This window comes from Methylobacterium sp. V23, from assembly GCF_002917135.1.
GTDB lineage: Bacteria > Pseudomonadota > Alphaproteobacteria > Rhizobiales > Beijerinckiaceae > Methylobacterium.
Genome location: NZ_PDHT01000001.1, coordinates 327,282 through 351,618, shown reverse-complemented (window position 1 = coordinate 351,618; position 24,337 = coordinate 327,282). Strand labels below are relative to the sequence as shown.

The 24,337-nt window shown below is 70.4% G+C and carries 26 protein-coding genes and 1 pseudogene; 12 read left to right on the top strand and 15 right to left on the bottom strand.

Annotation, left to right across the window (positions count from 1 at the left end; all coding sequences use genetic code 11):
• Positions 1–9 precede the first annotated feature (9 nt).
• The 3 genes from CRT23_RS01620 to ybgC all read right to left on the bottom strand — a co-directional run bounded on the left by CRT23_RS01620 (position 10) and on the right by ybgC (position 2,015).
• Entirely contained in the window at positions 10–456 is a 447-nt protein-coding gene (locus CRT23_RS01620) for a biopolymer transporter ExbD (RefSeq protein ID WP_055947274.1), read from the bottom strand.
• A 27-nt stretch (positions 457–483) separates the two neighbouring features.
• Positions 484–1,200 carry a protein TolQ gene (tolQ, locus tag CRT23_RS01615; RefSeq protein WP_055947271.1) on the bottom strand — a complete coding sequence of 239 codons (717 nt, stop codon included), beginning with the start codon at positions 1,198–1,200 and terminating at the stop codon, positions 484–486.
• A 371-nt stretch (positions 1,201–1,571) separates the two neighbouring features.
• Positions 1,572–2,015 (bottom strand): tol-pal system-associated acyl-CoA thioesterase, encoded by a 444-nt coding sequence (gene ybgC, locus CRT23_RS01610; RefSeq protein WP_055947268.1) that lies wholly within the window; start codon positions 2,013–2,015, stop codon positions 1,572–1,574.
• 460 nt (positions 2,016–2,475) lie between these two features.
• On the opposite strand from ybgC, the gene CRT23_RS01605 reads away from it, so the two are divergent.
• The gene (locus tag CRT23_RS01605; protein ID WP_245435903.1) at positions 2,476–5,154 is read left to right on the top strand and encodes an EAL domain-containing protein; all 2,679 of its coding nucleotides are present in this window, start codon (positions 2,476–2,478) and stop codon (positions 5,152–5,154) included.
• 18 nt (positions 5,155–5,172) lie between these two features.
• On the opposite strand, the gene ruvB is transcribed toward CRT23_RS01605, so the two are convergent.
• Complete coding sequence (gene ruvB / locus CRT23_RS01600) at positions 5,173–6,174, bottom strand: Holliday junction branch migration DNA helicase RuvB (protein ID WP_181017241.1); 1,002 nt, start codon at positions 6,172–6,174, stop codon at positions 5,173–5,175.
• Positions 6,175–6,438: 264 nt separating this feature from the next.
• On the opposite strand from ruvB, the pseudogene CRT23_RS29040 reads away from it, so the two are divergent.
• Together CRT23_RS29040 and CRT23_RS29035 are read left to right on the top strand one after the other, a co-directional pair.
• Positions 6,439–6,750: pseudogene (locus CRT23_RS29040) on the top strand (Uma2 family endonuclease); the annotation flags it as partial.
• 79 nt (positions 6,751–6,829) lie between these two features.
• Positions 6,830–6,994: a hypothetical protein gene (locus CRT23_RS29035; RefSeq protein ID WP_245435901.1), complete on the top strand. Its 165-nt coding sequence runs from the start codon at positions 6,830–6,832 to the stop codon at positions 6,992–6,994.
• Between the two features lie 71 nt (positions 6,995–7,065).
• On the opposite strand, the gene bfr is transcribed toward CRT23_RS29035, so the two are convergent.
• From bfr to ruvA, 3 genes are all read right to left on the bottom strand, one after another.
• On the bottom strand, positions 7,066–7,563 hold the full coding sequence (gene bfr, locus CRT23_RS01590; RefSeq protein ID WP_055947262.1) for a bacterioferritin: 498 nt from the start codon (positions 7,561–7,563) through the stop codon (positions 7,066–7,068).
• 62 nt (positions 7,564–7,625) lie between these two features.
• A complete protein-coding gene (locus tag CRT23_RS01585) occupies positions 7,626–7,883 on the bottom strand; it encodes a (2Fe-2S)-binding protein (RefSeq protein ID WP_082512803.1) in 258 nt (85 codons plus the stop codon).
• 258 nt (positions 7,884–8,141) lie between these two features.
• Positions 8,142–8,759, bottom strand: a complete 618-nt coding sequence (gene ruvA, locus CRT23_RS01580) for a Holliday junction branch migration protein RuvA (RefSeq protein WP_103708548.1) — start codon at positions 8,757–8,759, stop codon at positions 8,142–8,144.
• Between the two features lie 204 nt (positions 8,760–8,963).
• Between ruvA and CRT23_RS01575 the strand changes: the two genes are divergently transcribed.
• Positions 8,964–9,599 carry a YceI family protein gene (locus CRT23_RS01575; protein WP_103708547.1) on the top strand — a complete coding sequence of 212 codons (636 nt, stop codon included), beginning with the start codon at positions 8,964–8,966 and terminating at the stop codon, positions 9,597–9,599.
• Here CRT23_RS01575 and CRT23_RS01570 read toward each other — a convergent pair.
• Positions 9,583–10,353, bottom strand: coding sequence for a hypothetical protein (locus CRT23_RS01570; protein WP_103708308.1), 771 nt, complete (start codon positions 10,351–10,353; stop codon positions 9,583–9,585). The genes CRT23_RS01575 and CRT23_RS01570 overlap by 17 nt on opposite strands.
• Positions 10,354–10,434: 81 nt before the next feature.
• Complete coding sequence (gene ruvC, locus CRT23_RS01565; protein ID WP_055947256.1) at positions 10,435–11,001, bottom strand: crossover junction endodeoxyribonuclease RuvC; 567 nt, start codon at positions 10,999–11,001, stop codon at positions 10,435–10,437.
• A gap of 269 nt (positions 11,002–11,270) precedes the next feature.
• Between ruvC and CRT23_RS01560 the strand changes: the two genes are divergently transcribed.
• Entirely contained in the window at positions 11,271–11,546 is a 276-nt protein-coding gene (locus CRT23_RS01560) for a hypothetical protein (RefSeq protein ID WP_103708307.1), read from the top strand.
• A 73-nt stretch (positions 11,547–11,619) separates the two neighbouring features.
• Positions 11,620–13,086, top strand: coding sequence for a methyl-accepting chemotaxis protein (locus tag CRT23_RS01555; protein WP_103708306.1), 1,467 nt, complete (start codon positions 11,620–11,622; stop codon positions 13,084–13,086).
• A gap of 15 nt (positions 13,087–13,101) precedes the next feature.
• On the opposite strand, the gene CRT23_RS01550 is transcribed toward CRT23_RS01555, so the two are convergent.
• The 5 genes from CRT23_RS01550 to CRT23_RS01525 all read right to left on the bottom strand — a co-directional run bounded on the left by CRT23_RS01550 (position 13,102) and on the right by CRT23_RS01525 (position 17,747).
• Positions 13,102–13,848 carry a YebC/PmpR family DNA-binding transcriptional regulator gene (locus CRT23_RS01550; protein WP_055947248.1) on the bottom strand — a complete coding sequence of 249 codons (747 nt, stop codon included), beginning with the start codon at positions 13,846–13,848 and terminating at the stop codon, positions 13,102–13,104.
• 483 nt (positions 13,849–14,331) lie between these two features.
• The gene (locus CRT23_RS01540; RefSeq protein WP_055947241.1) at positions 14,332–15,084 is read right to left on the bottom strand and encodes an HAD-IA family hydrolase; all 753 of its coding nucleotides are present in this window, start codon (positions 15,082–15,084) and stop codon (positions 14,332–14,334) included.
• On the bottom strand, positions 15,078–15,764 hold the full coding sequence (gene rpe, locus CRT23_RS01535) for a ribulose-phosphate 3-epimerase (RefSeq protein WP_055947237.1): 687 nt from the start codon (positions 15,762–15,764) through the stop codon (positions 15,078–15,080). Before rpe ends, CRT23_RS01540 begins: the two co-directional genes overlap by 7 nt.
• Positions 15,765–15,795: 31 nt before the next feature.
• Entirely contained in the window at positions 15,796–16,656 is an 861-nt protein-coding gene (locus CRT23_RS01530; RefSeq protein ID WP_055947234.1) for a phosphoribulokinase, read from the bottom strand.
• Between the two features lie 29 nt (positions 16,657–16,685).
• Positions 16,686–17,747, bottom strand: coding sequence for a class 1 fructose-bisphosphatase (locus CRT23_RS01525; RefSeq protein ID WP_181017226.1), 1,062 nt, complete (start codon positions 17,745–17,747; stop codon positions 16,686–16,688).
• 323 nt (positions 17,748–18,070) lie between these two features.
• On the opposite strand from CRT23_RS01525, the gene CRT23_RS01520 reads away from it, so the two are divergent.
• Entirely contained in the window at positions 18,071–19,027 is a 957-nt protein-coding gene (locus CRT23_RS01520) for a LysR family transcriptional regulator (RefSeq protein ID WP_055947232.1), read from the top strand.
• The gene (locus CRT23_RS01515) at positions 19,024–20,247 is read left to right on the top strand and encodes an FAD-dependent oxidoreductase (protein ID WP_103708304.1); all 1,224 of its coding nucleotides are present in this window, start codon (positions 19,024–19,026) and stop codon (positions 20,245–20,247) included. The genes CRT23_RS01520 and CRT23_RS01515 overlap by 4 nt, the downstream gene beginning before the upstream one ends.
• A 32-nt stretch (positions 20,248–20,279) precedes the next feature.
• Here CRT23_RS01515 and CRT23_RS01510 read toward each other — a convergent pair whose 3' ends face one another.
• A complete protein-coding gene (locus CRT23_RS01510) occupies positions 20,280–20,618 on the bottom strand; it encodes an XRE family transcriptional regulator (RefSeq protein WP_245435899.1) in 339 nt (112 codons plus the stop codon).
• Between the two features lie 284 nt (positions 20,619–20,902).
• On the opposite strand from CRT23_RS01510, the gene CRT23_RS01505 reads away from it, so the two are divergent.
• The 4 genes from CRT23_RS01505 to CRT23_RS01495 all read left to right on the top strand — a co-directional run bounded on the left by CRT23_RS01505 (position 20,903) and on the right by CRT23_RS01495 (position 24,330).
• The gene (locus CRT23_RS01505; RefSeq protein ID WP_055947227.1) at positions 20,903–21,412 is read left to right on the top strand and encodes an META domain-containing protein; all 510 of its coding nucleotides are present in this window, start codon (positions 20,903–20,905) and stop codon (positions 21,410–21,412) included.
• Between the two features lie 144 nt (positions 21,413–21,556).
• Positions 21,557–21,730 (top strand): hypothetical protein, encoded by a 174-nt coding sequence (locus CRT23_RS28325; protein ID WP_156375514.1) that lies wholly within the window; start codon positions 21,557–21,559, stop codon positions 21,728–21,730.
• A gap of 252 nt (positions 21,731–21,982) precedes the next feature.
• The gene (gene cysK, locus CRT23_RS01500; protein WP_055947225.1) at positions 21,983–22,960 is read left to right on the top strand and encodes a cysteine synthase A; all 978 of its coding nucleotides are present in this window, start codon (positions 21,983–21,985) and stop codon (positions 22,958–22,960) included.
• A 101-nt stretch (positions 22,961–23,061) separates the two neighbouring features.
• Positions 23,062–24,330: a DUF2254 domain-containing protein gene (locus CRT23_RS01495; RefSeq protein WP_245435897.1), complete on the top strand. Its 1,269-nt coding sequence runs from the start codon at positions 23,062–23,064 to the stop codon at positions 24,328–24,330.
• The last annotated feature ends 7 nt before the right edge of the window (positions 24,331–24,337 follow it).

The following is a 24,337-nucleotide window of genomic DNA, read 5'->3' as shown; positions in this document are numbered from 1 at the left end:
CCGGGCCCGCTACTTCTGGTCCGGCTCGGTGACCAGGGCGACCTTCTTGAAGCCGCCGGCGGTCACGATCGCCATCACCTGGGCGACGCGGCCGTAATCGACCCGCTTGTCGCCGCGCACGAAGACGCGCTCCTCGAACCCGGACTTGGCCGTCTCGGTGAGCTTCGGGACGATGGTGTCGTCGGAGAGTTCGCTCTCACCGAGGAAGACCTGGCCCGACTGCCGGATCGACAGGGTCACGGGCTTGGTGTCGGAGTTGAGCGGGCTCGCCTTCGATTGCGGCAGGTCGAGCGGCACGCCCACCGTCATCATCGGTGCCGCGACCATGAAGACGATCAGCAGCACGAGCACGACGTCGATGAACGGCGTCATGTTGATCTCGTTGATGGCCGCGTGCCGGCGTCCCCGCCGACGCCGTCCGCCGCCACCCTGCGCTGCTCCGTGGGCCATGCCCATGATCGTTCCTCGGATGTGGGGGTGGGGTCAGGCGACGAGCGAGAGGCGCTCGTCGATCTGCCGGGACAGAATGGCGGAGAACTCGTCGGCGAAGCCCTCGAGCCGCGACTGGTTCTTGGCCACCGTGGCCTGCAGCTTGTTGTAGGCGAGCACCGCCGGAATGGCGGCGAAGAGGCCGATGGCGGTGGCGAACAGCGCCTCAGCGATGCCCGGCGCCACCACGGCCAGCGAGGTGTTCTTGGACGCCGCGATCGACGTGAAGGCGGTCATGATGCCCCAGACCGTGCCGAACAGGCCGATATAGGGACCCGCCGACCCGATAGAGGCGAGGAAGAGCAGGCGCGACTCGAGGCGCTCGACCTCGCGCTGGATCGTTACGTCCAGCACCTTGTCGATGCGCTGGGACAGACTCTGGATCTGGCGGCCGGAGCCCTCGAAGGAGCGCTTCCACTCGCGCATCGCGGCCACGAACAGGGCGCCCTGCCCCACCGGCTGCCGGTCGTTGAACGAGCGATACAGCTCCTCCAGGGAGCGGCCGGACCAGAACGCCTCCTCGAAGGCGTCCATCTCGGCCTTGGTGCGGCGGAACAGCAGGGTCTTGTCGACGATGATCGACCAGCACCAGATCGAGGCGCCGATCAGCCCGAGCATCACGATCTTGACGACGAAATGCGCCTGCAGGAACAGGCCGAGCAGCGTCATGTCGGGGGCCGGCATCGCCTGCATGGCATCGGCTGGGTTCATGACATGATCCTCGAAAAACCCCGCGCGGAGCCGTCACGGAACCGGCGGTCCGTCCTGCGCGCTTCAACCGGAACCTTGAGCGATTTCAAGGCTCAATGGCCCGCGAATCTGTCGAAAGTATGGGCCGGCCTTGTGCATCGCACCCGCCCGGCCTGACGGCAGTTAAGCACCCGGCAGGGTTAACATTCCCTTGCGGCCAGCGCGGGCGGAGCCCCGGATGCGTCCGACGAATCGGGATCTGCGCCACGCCTCACCGGCGCGGCCGCCCCTGCACGACTTGGGCTCGGCGACGGCACACGAACCGATTGACTGTGCTTCGACGAAGTTCTCCGTCGAAACCGAATCGAAACCCGCAGACCGACCTTCGCAGGTCACGTCCCGGAGCCCGGCTCGCGGTCGCCGCGCTCCGGCGCGAGCACCCGCCGCAGGCTGTCGGGAAGGCGGATCGCGCGGCCGTCGCGGACGCAGGCGACGACGACCTCGGCCTTCACCAGCACCTCGCCGCCCCGCCGAACCTCCTGCGCGAGGTGCATCGAGGCGCCCTTCATCGTGGCCGTCCAGGTCCGGACGTCGAGAAGGTCGTCCATCCGCGCCGGCTTGGCATAGTCGATCACCATGCGGCGCACGACGAAGTGCAGGCCGGCCGCGTCCCGGTGCAGGTCGGACTGGTCGCCCGCGAGACCGCGCAGGAGCTCGGTGCGTCCCCGCTCCATGAAGCGCAGGTAGCTCGCGTGATAGACGAAGCCCGAGAAGTCGGTGTCCTCGTAATAGACGCGCACCGCGAGGGCGTGAACGCCGGGTTCGGGCTGGGTCAACGTCGCGTCTCCCGGATTTGTGATGACGACCCCCGCGGCCCGCGCCTGGGGCGCCACGCCGCCCCCTGGCCGCGCGCGATGGCCCTCGCGCCGGGGTGGCCATCGCCCCTGAGCGGTTGGCCGCTCTAGCAGATTCCGGGGGGCGAGCAACGCGGGGTCACGAGACGCCGCGCGTCGGTGCCCACCGGTGCGGGTCGCCGGCGCAGGTTTCCGCGCCGACAGTGCGAAAATTCCGCCCGAAAGCTCGGACGAAAAATTAAGGCGTTCCCACGTTGATCACCCATAAGGCGCTCGTGCGCCGAGCCCTTGGCGCTCCTGGAAAGCAACGTCGAGACGCTCAGGGTCGATGTCTGTGCCGCCGTGGCGGTACAAGGATAGGATCATGCTTACGGCCAGCGTTCGGAGACGATCGGCTCACCTGGTGGCCGTGGCGAGAAACCTTTACGCCGGCTCCTTCATCTTGCTTGCGACCGCGGGTGGTGTTCTCGGCTTGGCGATCGCCGCGGGTGCGGCGCTGTTCATCGCGGACCTGCACGGCCGGGCCGTCGCCGATACCGAGCAGAACCTCGTCAGCCTCACCACCGTCCTGGCGGACCAGGCCGACCGGGCCCTGCAGGCGATCGAGCTCGTGCAGGACTCCCTCATCGACGAGATCCGGGCCGCCGAGGTCACCACGCCCGCGGCCTTCGCGGTCCAGGTCTCCTCGCGGGCCATGCACGACTCCCTCAGGGCCCGCACGGCGGCCCTGCCCCAGGTCAACGCCGTCACGGTGGTGGATCACACCGGGACCCTGCGCAACTTCACCCGGTTCTGGCCCATCCCGGACGTGAACATCGCCGACCGGGACTACTTCAAGGCCCTGGCCTCGGACCCGCTGCTGCAGCGCTTCATCAGCGAGCCGGTGCAGAACCGCGGCAACGGAAGCTGGACCCTCTACATCGCCCGCAAGATCTCCGCCCCGGACGGGAGCTTCCTCGGGCTCGTGCTCGGCGCGGTGGAACTGCAGTACTTCGCCGGCCTCTACGGCCAGATCGCACCGCAGCCGGACTACGTCATCTCGCTGTTCCGCACCGACGGCGTGCTGCTGGTGCGTCATCCCCACCGGGAGGATACGATCGGGCGCGGCTATGCCACGACCGGCGCCGCCCTGATCGCCCTGCAGAACAAGGCCGGCGGCGTCACCCGGACCGTCAGTCCGATCGACCGGCAGGACCGGTTCGTCGCCACCCGGACCCTCTCGAACTATCCGGCGATCCTGAGCGTCAGCCGAACCACCGCCGAGGCCCTGGCGCCCTGGCGCCGCCAGGCCACGGTGCTGGGCGCGGCCGCCGGGCTCCTCGACCTCGGGCTCGTCGGGCTCTTCGTGCTCGGCTGGCGCCAGGCCAGCGGCCAGGAACGCCTCCTGCGCGCCGAGGAGAGGGCCCGCAGCGAGCACGCGCTCCGAACGCAATATGCCCGCTTCGGGGTCGCCCTCGACACCATGGCCCAGGGCCTCTGCCTGTTCGACCAGGACAACCGGCTGATCGTGATGAACGCGCGCTACGTCGCGCTGCACGGCGTTCCGCCGGACCTGCGCCAGCCCGGCACGACGGTGGCGGCGATCCGGTCCTATCTCACGGCGAGCAACGGCGACCGGGCTCCGCCCTGGCCCGCCCCGGAGGAGGCCTCGCGGTCGCCGGCCTCCTTCACCTGGGATCTCGCCGACGGGCGGGCCATCGCCATCAAGCACGTTCCGATCCGGGGCGGCTGGCAATGCACCCACGAGGACGTCACCGAGCGCCGCCAGAGCGAGGCGCAGATCGTCCGGATGGCGCGCCACGATGCGCTGACCGGATTGCCCAACCGGGCCTTCCTGCGCGAGCACATGGCGGGCGTGCTGGCCGGCCGCGGCGGCGCCGGGCGGACGGCGGTGCTCTATCTCGACCTCGACGGCTTCAAGGGCGTCAACGACACGCTGGGTCACCCGGCCGGCGACGCCCTCCTGTGCCTGACGGGGCAGCGCCTGCGGGAGTGCCTGCGGGCGTCCGAATTCGTCGCGCGCCTGGGCGGCGACGAATTCGCCATCGTCCAGTCCGGGATCGTCGCGCCCGGGGACGCCGCCGATCTCGCCGCACGCCTCGTCGCGATGCTCCAGACGCCCTTCGCGGTCCAGGACCAGGAGATCGTCATCGGCACCAGCATCGGCATCGCCCTGGTGGAGCCGACGGACACCGAGAGCGACGCCGTCCTGCGCCGGGCCGACGTGGCCCTGTACCAGGCCAAGGCGGCGGGCCGGGGCACCTGGCGCTTCTTCGAGACCGACATGGATGTGGACCTCCAGCGCCGGCATCAGCTCGGGACCGAGCTGCGGCGCGCCCTGGCGGGCGGGCAGTTCGAACTGCACTACCAACCCCTCGTCGCGGCCGGGACCCGGACCCTCAACGGCTTCGAGGCGCTGCTGCGCTGGCGTCACCCCCGGGAGGGCCTGATCGGTCCGGCGACCTTCATTCCGCTGGCCGAGGAGATGGGCCTGATCCGGTCGATCGGCGCCTGGGTCCTCGCCCAGGCCTGCCGCGAAGCGGCGACCTGGCCGGGCACGCTCAAGATCGCCGTCAACCTCTCCTCCGTGCAGTTCGTCCGCGGCGACCTCGTCGAGGACGTGACGCGGGCGCTGATCGGCGCCGGTCTCATGGCGAGCCGGCTGGAACTGGAGATCACCGAATCGGTCCTGCTGCGCGACCATGCCGACACCTTCCGGATCCTGCATCGGCTGCAGGCCCTCGGCCTCCAGATCGCCATGGACGATTTCGGCACGGGCTACTCGAGCGTCAGCTACCTGCGCCGTTTTCCCTTCGACAAGCTCAAGATCGACCAATCCTTCGTCCGCACCCTTGGGCAGGACGGGGGCAGCATCGCCATCGTCCGGGCCCTGGTGGGCCTCGGCAAGGCCTGCAACATGGGCGTCGTCGCCGAGGGCGTCGAGACGGCCGAGCAGGCCGCCATCCTCGAGGCGGAGGGCTGCGACGAGTTGCAGGGCTTCCTCTTCAGCCGTGCCCTGCCGGCGCCCGACCTCACGGACATCCTGACCCGCCGGACCTTCGCCCTGCCGGATCGGACGGACCCGCGTTCCGACCGGACGCAGCATCGCGACGCGGCCTGATTCCCGGCCGCGCGCCGCTCAGGCGTCGGGGTCGTCGGGGTTGAACAGGCCGAACTGCCCGCTCGGTTCGCGCCGGGGCTCGGGAAAGCCCATGTGGCGGAAGGCGTGGGGCGTGAGCATGCGCCCGCGCGGCGTGCGCTGGACGAAGCCCTTCTGGATCAGGAACGGCTCGATGATGTCCTCGATCGCGTCGCGGGGCTCCGACAGCGCGGCCGCGATGGTCTCGATCCCGACCGGCCCGCCGTTGAAGGAACTCGCGATCATCGTCAGGTACTTGCGGTCCATCACGTCGAGGCCGGCCGGATCGACGTCGAGGAGTTGCAGCGCCCGGTCGGCGATGGCGCGGGTGACCGTCGGCGCATCGGCCACGATGGCGAAGTCGCGCACCCGGCGCAGCAGACGCCCGGCGATGCGGGGCGTCCCCCGGGCGCGCTTGGCGATCTCGTTGGCGCCCTCCGGCGACATGCCGAGGCCGAGTACCCGGGCGCCCCGGCTGACGATGAGCTCGAGCTCGTCGACGTCGTAGAATTCCAGCCGGATCGGGATGCCGAACCGGTCGCGCAGGGGCGTGGTCAGCAGGCCGGCGCGGGTGGTGGCCCCGACCAGGGTGAACTTGGGCAGCTCGATCTTCACCGAGCGGGCGGCCGGCCCCTCGCCGATGATGAGGTCGAGCTGGTAATCCTCCATCGCCGGATAGAGGATCTCCTCCACCGCCGGATTGAGGCGGTGGATCTCGTCGATGAAGAGCACGTCGCGCTCTTCCAGGTTGGTCAGCTGGGCGGCGAGGTCGCCCGCCTTGGCGATGACCGGGCCGGAGGTGGAGCGGAAGTTCACCCCGAGTTCGCGGGCCACGATCTGCGCCAGCGTCGTCTTGCCGAGGCCCGGCGGCCCGACGAACAGCACGTGGTCCAGGGCCGAACCGGTCTTCTTGGCCGACTCGATGAAGATGCTCATGTTGGCGCGCGCGGCCCGCTGCCCGATGAATTCGGACAGGCTCAGGGGCCGGATCGACTGCTCCAGGTCGTCCTCGCGCCGCTCGGGCGTGAGGAGCGATTCGGGAAGCGGCTGGAGGGTCGGCGATTTGGGCGCCGACGCCTTCGCGGTGGGTCTCGCAGGTTTGCTCACACGGACTCTCGGTGGGGGCGGCGGCGCCCTGTGTCCATCATCTGTTCTCTGGCTGGATGTCGCATAAAGGCGCCGTTCGCGCTACATTCTCCGCGCGGCCAAGGGCCGCCGCGAGGCGGGGGATTCGTCGTGGACGGTGCGTCGCAGGAATTCGAATGGATGGCCCTCGACGACTTCGAGGAGCTTCTCGCGGACAAGCCCCGGAACGAGCGCTGGGAACTGATCGGCGGGCGCGTGGTCCGGATGATGGTCGGCGCGCGCTGGGAGCATGCGCGGATCGTCCAGAACATCGCGCGGCGCCTGGGAAACCAGTTCGACGCGGCGGGCGGCAGCTGCCAGGTCTTCACGGAAACCTTCTTCATGAAGAGCCGCGCCCTGGAGGCGGCCATGCTGCCCGACGTGATCGTGGTCTGCGGCGACATCGCGCCGGGGGCGACCTCGGTCGACAACCCCCGTGTGCTGTTCGAGGTCCTTTCCCCGGGCACGGAGGCCCGCGACCGCTTTGAAAAGTGGCAGGTCTATCAGCGGCTGCCCGCACATTCAGCATTACGTGCTGGTCGCCCGGGACCGACCGCATCTGGAAGTCTACGATCGGGTGGACGGCGTCTGGCGGGGCTTCCAGGTGATCGAGGGTCTCGACGGCACGCTCGATCTGCCGGCGATCGGCGTCACCCTGTCCCTGCGCGAGATCTATCAGCGAGTCCTGGCAGACTGAGCGCCAGGCTCGCAAGCCCGGCGCGGTGGCAGACTGAGCGCCGGGCTCGCGAGCCCGGCGCGGTCCGGCTCTTACTCGGCTTCCGGAGCGATCGGCTCCAGGCCGCCGATATGCTTCTGGGCATAGAGCGGCAGGCCGATCTGGCCGATCAGCTCCAGCTGCGTCTCGAGGAAGTCGATATGGCCCTCCTCGTCCTCGGCCAGATCCTCGAACAGGCGCTTCGACACCCGGTCGTTGATCGAATCACAGTACTTGGCCGCCTCGAGATAGAGGGCCCGCGCCTCGTTCTCGGCGGCGAGATCGCACTCGATGATTTCCTGGACGTTCTGACCGATCCGCAGCGGATCGAGTTCCTGCAGGTTGGGGAAGCCGTCGAGGAACAGGATCCGGTCGACGAACCGGTCCGCGTGGTTCATCTCCTCGATGGATTCCTTGCGCCAGAACTTGGCGAGATCGATGTAACCCCAGTCGTTGAGCATGCGGAAATGGAGCCAGTACTGGCTGACCGCCGTGAGCTCGCTGCGCAGTCCCCGATTGAGGTACTCGACGACCTTCGCATCACCCTTCATCCGCCCAATCTCCCTTGAGGCACGTGTCGCCGGAGGGGAGCTTCAGCACCCGGAATGGGCGCTCAGGCGGCGATCCCCTCCTCCGCAGGCTGGACCTTGACCAAACTACAGGAGCTCGCGCAAGTCGCCGTGCATGCATGCCCGGCCTCATCGAGGGCGTTTTGTAGGATGTTGCGGATGGTCCGGGCGCAGCGCCCGCATTTCGGGCTGCACCCGAGGCAGGCCTGGACCTGGGCCGGCGTGCGCGGACAATCCGGGCCGCGATGCAGGCAGGCGCGCACGGCGCGATCGGACAGGACGTTGCAGGAACAGACGATCATGCGGGACCGTAACTCGTGCGTGGCTCGCGTGTCGGGTGAGGCCACCGGGTGAGGTTTTCACCCGGCCACTTCGTCGAATCTGAGGCGGTGCTGACGCCAGAGCGCAGAAGCTGAGCCCCCGCATCGGATTGGCGCGTAGATTAGAATAATTGAAAACTGCTTTACTTTCAGCAGGTTAGCTGCTTGCGCCCAAACTGGCAACGGAAACGGCGATCGTCAAGGGCACAATTCCGTCGCGCCCCAACGATCCCGCCGCCCTCAGCGGGCGAGCTCGCGCAATCCGAGCCGGATCAGGGTCTTGGCCTCGGCCCCCTCGCCCGCGTTCTTGAGGGCCTCGGCGATCGCCGCGGAGGCCTGGACCGGCGCGTAGCCGAGATTGACCAGGGCCGAGATGGCGTCGGCGACGGGCTGCGGCGCCGTGCGGGCTTCCACCGCACCCGACAGGGCGATCACCGCGGGATCGATGGGCGCGAAGGCCGGCGCCTTGTCCTTCAGTTCCGCCACGAGGCGGGCGGCGAGGCGCGGACCGACGCCGGGAGCCCGCGCCACCGCGCCCTTGTCCCCCATGGCGATGGCCGAGGCGAGGGCCGAGGGTTCGAGCACCGAGAGCAGTCCGAGGGCGACCTTGCTGCCGACACCCTGCACGGTCTGAAGCAGACGGAACCACTCGCGCTCGGCATCCGAGCGGAAGCCGTAGAGCCGGATCATGTCCTCCCGGACATGGGTCTCGATGGCGAGGTCCGCGGCCTCGCCGATGCCGGGCAGGCGCTGGAGCGTCCGGGCCGAGCAGTGGACCACGTAGCCGACGCCCTGCACGTCGAGGATCACGAAATCCTCGCCATAGGAATCCACCACGCCCTTCAGCTTGCCGATCATCGCCTCGCCCATCCCTCACGCCGCCGGATGCCCATCCGCCGGCGGATTGCCTACAGGCCGGAACGCCCGAGCGCCATGTGGTCCGGACCGTCATATGGTCCGGAACCCTGTGCTCCCGCGCGACGGCGGCCGGCCTGCCTTGAGGCGGCGCGGCGTTCGTGAAATCAAAGGCGCCCTGCCCGCCACTCACGGATGACCGCCTCGATGCGCCAGACCGCGCTGCTCCTCGCCTTCGGGCTCCTGTTCACCGCCGGCGCGACCCGGGCGGCCGAGACGCCGGCCGCGGTGACGCCGGCCGCGCCGTCCAGCGATCCGACCCAGGTCCGTCCGGGCGCCTACGTGCTCGATTCCGCCCATGGCAAGATCACCTGGTCGGTGAGCCACCTCGGCTTCTCGACCTATTACGGCCAGATCACCGACGTGACCGCGCAGGCGGTGCTCGACCCGAAGGAGCCGGCGAAATCGACCCTCACGGTCACCATCGGCACCGACAGCGTCAACGGCCTCGACGACCGGCTCAACCAGCACCTCAAGGCGCCGGACTTCTTCGACACCGCGAAGTTCCCCAAGGCCACGTTCACGGCGACCGGCATCGAGCCGACGAGCCCCACCACCGCGCGGGTCAACGGCGACCTGACCCTGAAGGGGGTGACGAGGCCGGTCGCCTTCGACGCCACCTTCAACCAGGCCGGGATCAACCCGGTGAACAAGGCCTACACGGTCGGGTTCGACGGACGGGCGGTGATCAAGCGCTCGGATTTCGGCATCAACGCCTTCCTGCCGCTCCTCGGCGACGAGGTGTCCCTGCGGCTCGAGGGCGAGTTCAAGGCCGTGGAGTGAGGCCGCGCTGCGACGGCCGCAGGCGTCGGTAGATCCCCGCCAGGAGGGCCGTCACCAGGACGAGCAGCGCCATGTCGATGAGGCTGGAGGCGAGGATTCGGACGGCCAGGACGACGGGGGGCAGGTCGACGCCGGCGCGCTCGGGCGCGTGCAGCATCCGGTCCACGAGACCCAGGGGCAGGATCGTGGCCACCAGGATCACGCCGATCCGGGCGGTCGATCCGCGGGTTAGCGCGAGCGTGCCGCGCAGGGTCGCGTCGGGGGCGCCGACCGCCAGGGCCGGCGCGAGCATGCTGGTCCGGATCTGCAGGAGCAGGAGGGCGATCCAGGCGAGCAGGCCGACGATCAGCGCGACCGGACCGAGCCTCTCCGGCGAGAGGCTTCGGTCCAGCACCCCGCTGACCAGGAGCCAGAACAGCTCGAGGGCGAGGAAGTCCTGGAACGGGCCCGCCCGGCCCTCGACGACGGCGCGCACGGAGCCGTCGGCGCCCAGGATGAGCCGGAACATCGCCATCCAGTAGGGGGCGAGCAGGATCGTGCAGAGGCCGTCGACGAGGAAGAGGTCGTCCTGGAAGCGCGCGGGCCGGGTCGGGTCGCCCATCAGCGTGTGGGCGGCCTCCTTGGCCAGGACGATGAGGAACGCCACGGTGGTGGCCGAGCCGAGGGCGCGGATCGCCGGGAGCGCGGACGTCACGCCGTCCCGCAGCGTCTCGCCGACCGGCAGCGCCGGCCGCATCGTTCCGTGGTCGGCCATTCCGTTCGATCTCCGCCCAGCGCGCGTTGCGCCCAGAGGCACTGCACAAGCGCCCGGGCAGAGTCCAGGGCGCGGCCGCGCTCAGTTGCGGGCCAGGGCCGCCGCGATGCGGGCCGCCGCCAGGCTGCTCGTCCCGGCCACCGGGACGTGCTGGCGCTTGAGGGCGTGGGCGCCCCGATGGCTGTTGTGGGTGATGGCGATGGCGAGCGCATCGGCGGCGTCGGCCACCTTGAACTCGGCCTTCGGCAGCAGGAACTTCACCATGGCCTGGATCTGGACCTTGTCGGCGTGTCCCGAGCCCGAGACCGTCTTCTTGATCAGGTTGGCGGAGTACTCGAACACCGGCATGCCGGCCAGCGCCGGGACCAGCAGCGCCACCGCGCGGGCATGGCCGAGCTTCAGCGTCGCCTGCGCGTCCTTGTTGACGAAGGTCTCCTCCACCGACACCTCGTCCGGCTGGAAAGCCCCGACGATGCGGGTGATGCCCTCGTAGAGCTCGCGCAGGCGCAGGGCGAGGGGCAGGTCCCCGTCCGAGGTGACGACGCCGCAATCGACGTAGGCGAGCTTGGTCCCCGTGGCCGTGACGACGCCCCAGCCGGTGCGCCGCAGGCCCGGATCGATGCCGAGGATGCGAACGGGAACGGTCATGCGGACAGGGTCATGGCTGGCGCGGCTCCGGGCGCGAACATCGCGCCGTGCGAGCGTTAGGGACATACCGTGAACGGAACGTTATGCCAATCCGCACCCGCGCGGTGCCGCGATCGGTGGCGCACCGGCGCGCCCTGCGGACCCATCCCGGAGGCCGCGAAAGTCAGATCAGCCCCGGGCTGACCATGCTCCAATACGGCTCTGTAACTGCTTCTTAGACTATGGGCCTGTATTAACACAGGACACCTTCCAGGCGGACGGGTTTCCTCGTGAACGACTCCCCGGCCCATCGCCCGAACCGGCTCCTCGGGCCCCTGGCGATCCGTGCGACCCTGGTCCTGCCGGCCGGGCTGGTGGCGCCGACCACCTGCGGGACCGTGGCAGTGATCGGTTCCCCCGGCCAGGACGTCGCCGCCATCGTCGCCCGCGCGGGCGGCACCATCCTGCGCCCGGGCGGCGGGCCCCACGTCCTGGCGGTGCGGGCCGGATCCTCCGACCTCGACGCCTGGTTCGCGACGGGCTGCACGCCCACCGCACAGACCTGATCGCTCCAACCAGACCCGACGACCTCGACCAGACCCGACGACCCCGACGCTCGCCTCTGGATCCGACCCGCCGATGACCAACCTCGACACCCTTCGGCAGCATTTTGGCCGCTTCCTCATCGGCATCCTCTGGCTGCACCTGCCGATCGTCGCGCTCGCGGCCTGGCTCGCTGGCAATCCGACCCTGGTGCCGTTGTCGGTCGCCGGCGCCCTGGCGGGTCTCAGCACGCTGATGTGGCGGCGCTCCGCCCTCGGCCTGGCAACCCGGCTGGTGAGCAGCCTGTCCCTGATCGGCATGGCGGCGATCCTGCTCTCGGCCCTGGCCGGACATCCGTGGCAGGTCGACCTGCACATGTACTTCTTCGCCTGCATGGCGGTGATCGTCGCCTGGTGCGACTGGACCATCCTGGTGGCCTGCGCCGCCGCCATCGCCGGCCACCACCTCACCCTGAACCTCGTGATGCCGGCCCTGATCTTCCCCGGCGGCGCCAAGAGTTCGGACCTCGCCCGCGTGATGCTGCACGCGGTCATCCTGCTCCTCGAAACCGGCGTGCTGGCCTGGGTCGCCCGCACCATCGCGACGACCTTCGCGGCGCAGACGGCCTCCGAGGGAGCGATGCAGGCGCAGATGGACCGCATGCGGGTCCTGGAATCGGAGAGCGCGCTGGCGCGGGCGGGCGCCGATGCGCAGCGCAAGGCCGCCATGCAGCAGACCGCCCACTACTTCGAGACGACGGTGAGCGACATCCTGGGCCGGGTCACGCGGGCGGCAGCGGCGATGCAGGGCACGGCCCAGGCCATGACCGGAACCGCAGAGGGTACGGCGGGACGCGCCGGATCCGTGGTCGGCGCCGCCGAGATGGCCGCGCAGAATGTCGGTCGCGTCGCCGGCGCCGCCGAGGAACTCGGCGCCTCCGTCGCGGAGATCGGCCGGCAGGTCGCGGATTCGGCCCGGATGGCCCAGGGCGCGGTGGGGCAGGCCGATGCCACCGGCCGCCTGGTTCATGCCCTCAGCACGGGCGCGGCCCGGATCGGGGACGTCGTCGGCATGATCTCCGGCATCGCCGGCCAGACCAACCTGCTGGCCCTCAATGCGACGATCGAGGCGGCGCGCGCCGGCGAGGCGGGCCGGGGCTTCGCCGTGGTCGCGGCGGAGGTCAAGGAACTCGCCAACCAGACCGCCCGGGCCACGGACGAGATCACCCAGCAGATCAACGCGATCCAGGGCACGACCGGCGAGGCGGTGACGGCCATCGAGGCGATCGCCGCGCAGATCCGCACCATGAGCCAGACCGCGGACGCCATCGCGGCGGCGGTGGACCAGCAGGGATCCGCGACCCGGGAGATCATCCGCAACGTGGCCGAGGCGGCGACCGGCACGGGGGCGATCACCGGCACCATCGGGGGCGTCGCCCAGTCGGCCGAGGCGACGGGCGCCGCGGCCGCCCAGGTGCTGGTCTCGGCCTCCGCGCTGGCGCAGGAGGCCGATCAGCTCGGCAGCGAGGTGAACCGCTTCCTCGAGACCGTGAAGGCCGCCTGAGGCGGGGGCCTTCGCTCAGCCCTGGAGCTTCTCCATCAGGGCGTCCGACAGGGCGAAGTTGACGAAGACGTTCTGGACGTCGTCCTGGTCCTCGATCACCTCCACGAGGCGGATCAGCTTCTCGCCGGTCTCGTCGTCGACCTCGATGGTGTTCTGCGCCTTCCAGACCAGGGCCGTGCGGCGCGGCTCGCCGAAGCGGGCTTCCAGGGCCTTCGAGACCTCGCCGTAGGCCTCCTGCGCGCAGGTGATCTCGTGGCCGGACTCGTCCGAGCGCACGTCGTCGGCACCGGCCTCGATCGCGGCCTCCAGCATGGTGTCGGCATCCGCGACCTTGGCCTCGAACTCCACCACGCCGACATGGTCGAACATGAAGGAGACGGCGCCCGTCTCCGCCAGGCTGCCGCCGGACTTCGTGAAGGCCGAGCGCACGTCGCTGGCCGTGCGGTTGCGGTTGTCGGTCTGCGCCTCGACGATCAGGGCGGCGCCCCCGGGGCCGTAGCCCTCGTAGCGGATCTCGTCGTAGCTCTCCGCATCGGCCCCCTGCGCCTTCTTGATCGCGCGCTCGATGTTGTCCTTGGGCACGTTCTCGGCGCGGGCGGCGATGATGGCGGCGCGCAGACGGGCATTCATCGCCGGGTCCGGCAGCCCGAGCTTGGCCGCGACCGTGATCTCGCGGGCGAGCTTGCCGAACAGCTTCGACCGGACCGCGTCGACGCGGCCCTTCCGGTGCATGATGTTCTTGAACTGGGAATGGCCGGCCATGACGTGACCCTAGACTGGTAGGAACGAGACCGGATCGCGGGGGCCATCTGCCGAGGCAATCTACCTAGGCCATATGCCAGGAGCCTATGCCGGGGCGGCGGGTCCGCGATGCCGGACGGAGCGGGGTTGGCCGGCTTATAGGCCGCGGGCCGCGCCCGTGACAACGCTGCGCCGCAGCGTGCGCGGCCTCGGGCGCGATCCCCCATGGCTATCCGGCGGACAGGGACTATCCTGGGGCGATGACACAGCAGGCGATCGATCGGGCACGGCCCGAAAGCAGCGGCAGGGATCTCCGGACCCGGCCCCGCACCGACGCGGGGTCGCCGCGATGGCTCAGGCTCGCGCTGACGGGTGCGCTCGGGATCGTCGCCGGGGCGATGCTGTTCCCGACCCGCGCCGAGGGCGCCCCGCGCGGACGCGGCGAGCCGCGGCGTCCGAGGCCCTGACGCCGACCCTCAGCCGGTGACCCTCAGCCGGTGACCTTCAGCCGGTGACCTGCGCGTGCCAGTCGCGCAGGGCGCCGACCGTGACGACGCCGTCCGGCCAGGCATATCCGGACAGGTGCCGATGGGGGGCGCCGGGCTCGCCGAGATCGGAGACGGCCGAGAACGCCCCGTCGAGGCGGTGGCTCTCGGTGTAGCGGCTGCGCGTGGCGATCACCGGCAACCCGGCATCCAGGGCCGAACGGATGCCGGCGGCGGAATCCTCGAAGGCGACGGCCTCCGCGGCCGGGACGTCGAGGCGCGCGAGCGCGAGCTCGAAGACGTCCGGGGCCGGCTTCTTGCGCGGCGCCTCGTCGCCGCAGGCGATGACGTCGAACGGGATGTCGCCCGCGGGAAAGTTGATCCGCAGCAGGGTGTCGACGTTGGGTCGGCTCGTCGTGCTGGCCACCGCGAGCTTGAGCCCGGCCGCCCGCGCCTCCGCGATCAGGCGGCCCACCCCGGGGCGCAGGCCGAGGCTGCCGCCCTCCACGAGGTCGCCGTAGCGGCGGGTCTTGCGGTCGTGGATCTCGCCCATGCGCGGGCGCAGGGTCTCGACCGCGTCGGCGTGCTCGGTCTCGACGTAGTGGCGCAGGCGTTCCTTGCCGCCCATCACCGTCAGCAGATCGGCGTAGCGCGCCGGAGACCAGGACCAGGGCAGGCCGAGATCCGCGAAGGCACCGTTGAAGGCCTGCCGGTGGAGGTCCTCCGTCTCGGCGAGCGTCCCGTCGACGTCGAAGATCAGCGCCCTCAGCATGAGAGGGGACCGCCTCCGACCTCCGCGGCACCCGCGCGGATCGCCGCGATCCGGTCCCCGTAGCCGGACGGCCCGCCCTTGAACACGGCATTGCCGGCCACGAAGGCGTTGGCGCCCGCGCGGGCGGCCAGCGCCACGGTCTCGGGGCCGATGCCGCCGTCGACCTCGATGTCGATGTCGCGGCCGGCGGTCATCGCCCGGATCCGCCGGATGGTTTCCAGGGTCGAGGGAATGAAGCTCTGGCCGCCGAAGCCCGGATTGACCGTCATCACCAGGACGAGGTCGACGAGGTCGAGGAGCGGCTCGATCGCCGAGGCCGGCGTCCCCGGATTGAGGGCGATGCCGGCGCGCTTGCCGAGGTCGCGGATCGCCTGGAGCGAGCGGTGGATGTGCGGGCCGGCCTCGACATGGACCGAGATCGCATCGGCGCCGGCCTCCGCGAAGGCCGCGAGGTAGGGGTCGGCCGGGGCGATCATCAGGTGCACGTCGAAGGGCTTGGTCGAGTGCGGCCGCAGGGCCTTGATCACCGCCGGGCCGAAGGTGAGGTTCGGCACGAAGTGTCCGTCCATCACGTCGAGGTGGATCCAGTCGGCCCCGGCCTCGGACACCGCGCGCACCTCCTCGCCGAGCTTGGCGAAATCCGCCGAGAGGATCGAGGGCGAGATGATCGGGCCGTTCATAGGGAGTTCCTCTGGAGCCTCGTGGCCGCGCTCAGGCCATGCGGCGCTTGCGCTCGACGAGTTGCATGATGATCGGGGTCAGGATGAGCTGCATGGCAAGGTCGAGCTTGCCCCCCGGGATGACGATGGAGTTGGCGCGGCTCATGAAGGAGCCCTGGATCATCGAGATCAGGTAGGAGAAGTCGATGCCCTTGGGGTCCTTGAACCGGATCACCACCATCGATTCGTCGGCCGTCGGGATCCAGCGGGCGATGAAGGGATTCGAGGTGTCCACCGTCGGCACGCGCTGGAAGTTGATGTCGGTCCAGGTGAATTGCGGGCAGATGGTCTGCACGTAGTCGGGCATCCGCCGCAGGATCACATCGGTCACGGCCTCGGTGGAGTAGCCCCGGAACGAGCGGTCCCGGTGCAGCTTCTGGATCCACTCGAGGTTGATCACCGGCACCACGCCGATCTTCAGGTCGGCGTAGCGGGCCATGTCGACGTTGTCGTCGACGACGCAGCCGTGCAGGCCCTCGTAGAACAGCAGGTCGGATCCCGGCGGGAACGCCTCCCAGGGCGTGAAGGTGCCCGGCTCGGTGCCGTAGAGCGCCGCGTCCGCCGCATCGTGGGCGTAGTGCCGGGTGCGCCCGCCCCCGGACTCGCCGTAGGTGCGGAAGACCTCCTCCAGCTCCGGCAGGAGATTGGCACGCGGCGCGAAGTGGCTGAGATTCGGCTCCTCGACCATCATGCGGCGCATGGTGTCGCGATCGTAGGCGTGAAACGCATCGCCCTCGATGTAGACCGCGCTGACATCCTCGCGGCGGAAGATCTGCTCGAAGGTGTTGCGGACCGAGGTGGTCCCGGCCCCCGAGGAGCCGGTGACCGAGATGATGGGGTGACGCGCCGACATCTGTGTGCGTGCTGTCCCGTGCGGGCGCGCTAGCTGCGCATCAGGCCGCGCTGCCCGAACAGGGGCGAGCGGCCGGCGGCGGCGTTGCGGCCATCGTAGTACTTGGCCACGCAGGCGACCTCGTCGAGCGAGCCGAAGATCAGCGGTACGCGCTCGTGGATGCCGGTGGCGCCGATGTCGAGGATCCGACGCTCGCCGTCGATGGCCCCGGCCCCTGCCTGCTCCATCAGCATGGCGATGGGCGCGGCCTCGTAGAGCAGGCGCAGGCGGCCCTGCGCGTAGCCCTTCCGGTTGTCGCCGGGATAGAGGAACACGCCGCCGCGCAGGAGCACGCGCTGGGCGTCCGCCACCAGCGAGCCGAGCCAGCGCATGTTGAAGTCCTTGTCGAGGGGCCCCTCCGAGCCGCGCAGGCAATCCTCGATATAGGCCTTCACCGGGCCGTCCCAGTTCCGGGCATTCGAGGCGTTGATCGCGTATTCCTTGGCCGTGGCCACCACCTCGATGCGCGGATGCGTGAGGCGGAAGGTCCGCTCGGCCCGGTCCAGGGTGTAGATCTGGGTGCCGTGGCCGAGGGTGACCACCAGGGAGGTGGCGGGCCCGTAGGTGACGAAGCCGGCGGCGATCTGCTCGGAGCCCGGGCTGGTGAAGGAGGCGATCGAGTCCGCCGCGCCGGCCACGACGGGACGGATGCCGAAGATCGAGCCCACCGCCATGTTCACGCCGATGTTCGACGAGCCGTCGAGGGGATCGATCGCCACGGCCAGGGGCGCGCCCGGATTGAGCTGCATCATGCCCTCGGCCTCCTCGGAGGCCACCACCGCCACGGGCGCGCCGCGCAGGGCTTCCGTGAAGCGCTCGTGCGCGAGGACGTCGAGGGCCTTCTGGACGTCGCCGTCGCTGTTGTGGTCGCCGGTGGCGGCGAGGTCGGCACCGCCGAGCATGCCCCGGCCGATCACCTCGCTGACATCGACCGCCGCCTCGGCGCAGGCCGCGATCACGGCCGCCGCGTCGGCGAGCCGCCCATCGGCCGCGACCGTCTTCGCGAGGCAGTCCGCGAGGGTGGACCCGAACTCCAGAGACACCGTCGACATGAATGTCCGTCCTTCTTCCATTCCTGGCCGGGAATCCGGCCGACTCGGTTGCCCGGCCAACTTGGTTGCCCGGCCGGCTCGGTTGTCTCGGCCGCCGGCCGCCCCGGCTGCCTTGCCGTCCCGACGGTTCGCCCTGCCCGACCTCGACGGCTCGGGTCAGGGCGCCGTGCAGGATCGGCGCGCCATCGCTTCCTGCCCTTGGCACGAGTGCCCCCGCGGGCACCAGTGCCCCCGGCGCATCCATGCCGCGCAGGTCCCTATGGTATCACCGAAAGAATTCTGAAAAAACTTGCGAGCGATTCCAAAAAAACTAGAAAAGCCTGATGCGCAACCTCTCTCTCAAGCAGCTCCAGGCGGTCGCCGCCGTCGCCCGCCTCGGCACCATGACGCGCGCCGCGCAGGAGCTCAACGTCACCTCGGCCGCGCTCTACGCCCGGATCCGCCAATTGGAGGAGGAGGCGGGCCTCATGCTGTTCGACCGGACGCCCACCGGGTTGAAACCCACGGATGCGGGCCGCGAAATGCTCTGGGCGATCAACAGCATCAACACGGTGCTGGAGACCTGTGCCGACCGCCTGGAAACCCTGAAGGGCGGCAGCAGCGGCCGCGTGGCGATGGGCGTGGTCTCCACGGCCAAGTACTTCGCCCCGGGCGTGATCGCCGGCTTCGTCGGGCTGCACCCGGCGGTGGAGATCAACCTCACGGTGGGAAACCGGGGCAACATGGTCGAGGCGCTGCGCAACTACGAGATCGATTTCGCCATCATGGGACGTCCGCCCCGCGATTTCGCGATCGAGGCCGAAATCTTCGGTCCGCACCCCATCGTGATCATCGCCGGCCCGCATCACCCCCTCGTGGGCCGCACCGGCCTGACCCGGGCCGAGCTCGCCCAGGAATCCTTCCTGGTCCGCGAGGAGGGCTCGGGCACGCGCACGGTGTTCGAGGAATTCATGGCGGGAGTCATGATCAAGCGCGCGCGGCTCGGCATCGATTCCGGCTCGAACGAGACCATCAAGCAGGCGGTGATGGCCGGGCTCGGCATCGCCCTGATCTCCGCTCACACGGTGGCGGCCGAGCTCGAGAGCGGGCGCCTCGCGGTCCTCGACGTCCAGGGCCTGCCGATCCGGCGCGACTGGTACGCGGTGCGCCGGGCCGACAAGGTGCTGGGGCCGGCGGCCGCGGCGTTCTGGGACTACATCGCCAAGGATGGCGGGCGCTGGCTGCCCCAGCTCCGGCTGTCGCCGAACCCCTCCCCCGTCACCGCGGAGTTCGAGGCATGAGCGCGGCCGGTGTCGTCATCGTTGGCGCCGGCCAGGCCGGCTTCCAGGTCGCGGCCTCCCTGCGCGAGGCGGGCTTCGCCGATCCCGTCACGCTCCTGGGCGACGAGGGCCTGCCCTATCAGCGGCCGCCCCTGTCGAAGGCCTACCTCGCCGGCAAGACCGATGCGGTCGGCCTCTGCCTGCGGCCCGCTTCCTACTTCGACGAACATCGCATCGCGCGGCGATCCGGCGTCGCCGCCACGGCGATCGACCGGGCGGCCCGGCAGGTGCGCCTCAGCGACGGCGGCAGCCTCGCCTACGACCATCTCGTCCTGGCCACCGGCGCGCGCAACCGGACGCTGCCGGTGCCGGGCCACGACCTCGCAGGGGTGTACCAGCTGCGCTCGCTGACCGACGCCGACGCGCTGAAGGCGGCCCGCGGGGCGGCGCGCGCCATCGCCATCGTGGGCGCCGGCTTCATCGGGCTGGAATTTGCCGGCATCTGTGCCGGGTCCGGCCTCCCCGTGACGGTGATCGAGGCCGCGGACCGGCCCATGGCGCGGGCGGTCTCGGCCGAGACCGCCGCCTTCTTCACGCAGGCGCACCAAGGCGCCGGTGTCCGCTTCGCGTTCGGGGCCGGGGTGCAGGCGCTGGAGGGCGAGGCGGGCCGCGTGGCGCGGGTCCGGCTCGCCGACGGATCGGCGATCGACGCCGATCTCGTCCTCGTCGGCATCGGCGTCGTTCCGAACCAGGACCTCGCCGAGGCGGCGGGCCTCGCCGTCGGCGACGGCATCCACGCCGACCCCTTCCTGGCGACCTCCGATCCGGCGATCTCTGCCCTGGGCGACTGCGCCCGCGTGCCGAGCCGCTTCGCGGACGGGCAGGCGCTACGCATCGAATCGGTGCAGAACGCCGTGGATCAGGGCCGGTGCCTCGCCGCCCGGCTCACCGGGCGCCCAACCGCCTACGCGGCCGTGCCCTGGTTCTGGAGCGACCAGGGCCCGCACAAGCTGCAGATCGCCGGCCTGACCCGGCCCGACGATGCCAGCGTCGTCCGTCCCACCGCGGGCGGCCTGTCCGTGTTCCGCTTCCGCGACGGCCGCCTGAGCGGCGTCGAGACGGTGGACCGGCCGGCCGACCACATGGCGGCCCGGCGCATCCTGAGCCTCGGGCTGCCGCTGACGCCGGAGGCCGCCGCCGATCCGGCCCGGGACCTGAAGGCGCTCGCCAAGGGCGCCTAGCCTCCGGCCCGGCGACCGCAGCGGGCTCAGGCCTAGCGGTCGTTCTCGGTGTTGAGAGCGCCCAGCCGCGTGCCCTCGTCGCGCCCCTGCCCGCTCAGGCGGACCCCGTCCGACCCGCCTTCCCGGCTGAACACCACGCCGTGGGTCATCAGCGCGCTGCGCAGGGCCTCGATCTGTCCGGACGGCTGCTCCCGGCCACCCGATTCGAAGTCGCGCACGAAATCCGCCCCGAGCCCGAGCCGGCCCGCGAGATCGGCCTCCGACCAGTTCAGGAGGGCGCGGGCCGCCCGCGACTGCGCCGGGGTGATGGTGTTCGGGCCCGTGGCCTCGGGCTGCAGGCCGCTTGGGGTTCCCTCGTCCGATCCCGTCACCGCATCAACTCCCTGCTCTACGCTCTGCCGGACAACGGGAACACGGGCGGTTCGTTCAATGGAAACCGGTCCGGGGACGGTTAACGGGGGATCGCGGCCGCATCCCGTCGAATCCCGTACAGGCGGTCTTGACCATATTTGTGCTGGAATCTTATCCGATTGGCCGCAGGGCCCGTCCTGTTCCGAGCGGTTCCGTGCGCATCACCCGCGCCGAGCGCCGAGACGGGCCGGCCGGGTTGCAACGTTCGACGCGACGCGAAGCGCGCTTGAAAGGGGGCCAGACGATGAGAGCGATCCGAATCGCCATGGTGGCCGGCGCCATCGCGGCCGGGACCGTGACGGGAGCCATGACCACGGCGGCGACCGCCCAGATGGGGAACAACGTCACGGGCTTCGGCCGCGAGGGCCGCGAGAAGCCCGAGAAGAAACAGTACGTTCCGGCGGCCAAGCCCCAGGAAAAGATCTTTCCCCTCGATGCCACCTGGACGGCGGTGAGCCTGAACGGCAAGCCCTTCGGCGGCAACGACCGGCCGAGCTTCACCATCGACAAGCAGTACCGGGCGCGCGGCTACGGCGGCTGCAACACCTTCGCGGCCACCGCCTTCCCGCTCAAGGAGCAGCACCTCGCGGTCGGCCCGCTCGCCCTGACCAAGAAGCCCTGCGACAAGGGCCTCGGCGCCAGCGAGCAGGACTTCTTCATCGCCCTGCGCACCGCCGGGCAGTGGGACCTGGTCGGGTCCCAGCTGGTGATCAAGAGCCAGAAGGGCGAGCTGCGCTTCGACCGCGCGCTCTGAGCCCTGCCACGGTGACCCCTCCGTCGGTTTTAAGCTTCCATTGACGACGATCCGCGGTCGCGACCGCGGATTTACCCGCCCTTCAAGCCGCACCGTGCCTCCTGATCCCGGCCGCCGAGCGTTTCGGCGGATGGGGAGAACGCGATGGGCACCAGGGTGGAATGGACCACCGGCAGCAACGGCCTCCGGCCCGGCCTGCGCGAGGAGACCCGCTACACGTGGCCCCAGGGGCTCCATGCGGGCGCCGCGATGATCGCCACCGCCAGCCCGGTCGTCGCCACCATGGTGATGCTCTGCGCCGCCCTGTTGACGCACTGATCCCGGCAGAGGCCGCTGGACCGTCGGCGGAAGAAATAAGTTCTCCATTTCCGCACCGCCGCAGGTGAAGACTACTCCAAGTCGGCAGCTTCGTTGCCGACGGAGAAGGATTGTCTTTGACCTCGGTCTTTGTCGATTGCCTCGACAGAAACGACACGATATCTCCCGGCCCTGAGTTCGTTCCAGGCAAACTTCGGCGCGCCGTTGCGCCGGCCTCCGGAACGCAATCCTCACGCTGTTCAGGAGAGACCTATGGCCGAGTCCCAGAGCCCCGCCTCGACCCGCACGCCGGGCCACGGCCACATCTTCGGCTCGATCACCGAGACCATCGGCAACACGCCCCTGGTCCGTCTCAACCGGATCACCAAGGAACACGGCGTCGACGCCGAGATCCTGCTCAAGCTCGAGTTCTTCAACCCGATCGCGAGCGTGAAGGACCGCATCGGCGTCAACATGATCGACGCCCTCGAGGCCTCCGGCAAGCTGAAGCCCGGCGGCACGCTGGTGGAGCCGACCTCCGGCAACACCGGCATCGCCCTCGCCTTCGTGGCGGCCGCGCGCGGCTACCGCCTCATCCTGGTGATGCCCGAGACCATGTCCCTGGAGCGCCGCAAGATGCTGGCCTTCCTCGGCGCCGAGCTCGCCCTGACCCCCGGCCCGCAGGGCATGAAGGGCGCGATCGCCAAGGCCGAGGAACTCCTCAACGAGATCCCGGGCGCGATCATGCCCCAGCAGTTCTCGAACCCCGCCAACCCCGAGATCCACCGCAGGACGACGGCCGAGGAGATCTGGAACGACACCCAGGGCCACCTCGACGCCTTCGTGGCCGGCGTCGGCACGGGCGGCACCATCACGGGTGTCGGCTCGGTGCTGAAGCCGCGCCTGCCCGGCCTGAAGATCGTCGCCGTCGAGCCGACCGACTCGCCGGTCATCTCCGGCGGCCAGCCCGGCCCCCACAAGATCCAGGGCATCGGTGCCGGCTTCATCCCCGACAACCTCGACAAGGCGATCATCGACGAGGTCATCACGGTCTCGAACCAGGAGGCCTTCGACACCTCGCGTCAGCTCTCGCGCCTCGAGGGCATTCCGGGCGGCATCTCCACCGGCGGCAACGTGGCCGCAGCCCTGAAGCTCGCCGCACGCCCCGATTTCCGCGGCAAGCGCATCGTCACCGTCGCCTGCTCCTTCGCCGAGCGCTACATCTCCTCGGCCCTCTTCGACGGCCTCTGAGACCCGCGCGGGCGGTCCGGGCCTCGCTCCCGGATCGCCCGAACGTCGCGTATCCGGCTCGCGAGCCCTGACCCGCGAGGCTCGGCCCGAGAGCCGCCATCATGTCCACCGCCCTCTACGCCCTCCGCCGCTGGGGGCGGCGCCCCGCCATCCGCGTCGGCGCCTTCAGCGTCGGCGGCGTCGCGGCCGCCCTGGTTTCGGCCGTCCTGGCGCCAATGGTGCCGGCGGACCTCGGCGCCTCGATCGGGGCCGACGCCGTCGACCAGATCCTCTCCGTCCTGGCGACCAGCATGCTGCCGGTGGCGACGTTTTCGCTCTCCACCATCGTGCAGGCCTATGGCGGGGCCACCAACACCGTCACGCCCCGCGCCGTGACCCTGCTGATGCGCGACACCCGTGCGCAGACGGCCGTCGCCAGCTTCATCGGCGCCTTCGTCTACAGCGTCGTCGGCCTGATCGCCCTCAAGACCCATTTCTACGGCAGCCAGGGACGGGTGATCCTGTTCGGCCTGACCCTGCTGGTTCTCGTCAGCGTGGTGGCGACGCTGGTTCGCTGGATCGACACCCTGTCGCATCTCGGCCGGGTCGGCGAGACCATCGACGCCATCGCGGCGGCGGCCGGCGAGGCCGTGCGGCGGCGCGCCGAGGCCCCCTATCTCGGCGGTCTGCCCTGGCAGCCGGCGCCGCCCGGCGCGGCCCGGATCGCCGCCGCGGGGACGGGCTACGTCCAGCACGTCGACGCCGCCCGCCTCGACGCCCTGGCCGAGGCGCACGGCCTCACCCTCCACCTTGCGGCCCTGCCGGGCACGTTCGTCCACCCCAAGCGACTCCTGGTGGAGGTCGACGGAGCCGTCGACGCCGCCCTGCGGGACCGGATCGCCGCGGCTTTCGTCGTCGGCGACCGGCGCAGCTTCGACGACGATCCGCGCTTCGGCCTCATCGTCCTCGCCGAGGTGGCCCAGCGCGCGCTGTCTCCGGCGGTGAACGATCCCGGAACCGCCGTCGATGTCATCGGCACCCTGGTCCGCGTGCTCGGCCTCTGGGACGCGCGCCGCGCCGCCGCGCCCGAGGCGCGGATCTATCCGCACCTGCGCGTGCCCGGCCTCAGCGCCGACGACCTTCTGGCGGATGCCTTCGATCCCATTGCCCGCGACGGCGCGTCGGACGTGACGATCGGCCTGCGGCTGCAGAAGGCCCTCGCCGTCCTCGCGGATCTCGGAAGTCCAGCCGTCCGGGCGGCCGCCGGCGCCCAGGCCGACTTGGCGCTCCTGCGCGCCGAGGCGGCGCTGCCCCTCGCCACCGATCGGGCTCGCCTTCGCGAGGCCCGGGCCACCTGGAGCGAAGCAACCTCGGGGCCGGCGCCGGGTTGAGCCTCCA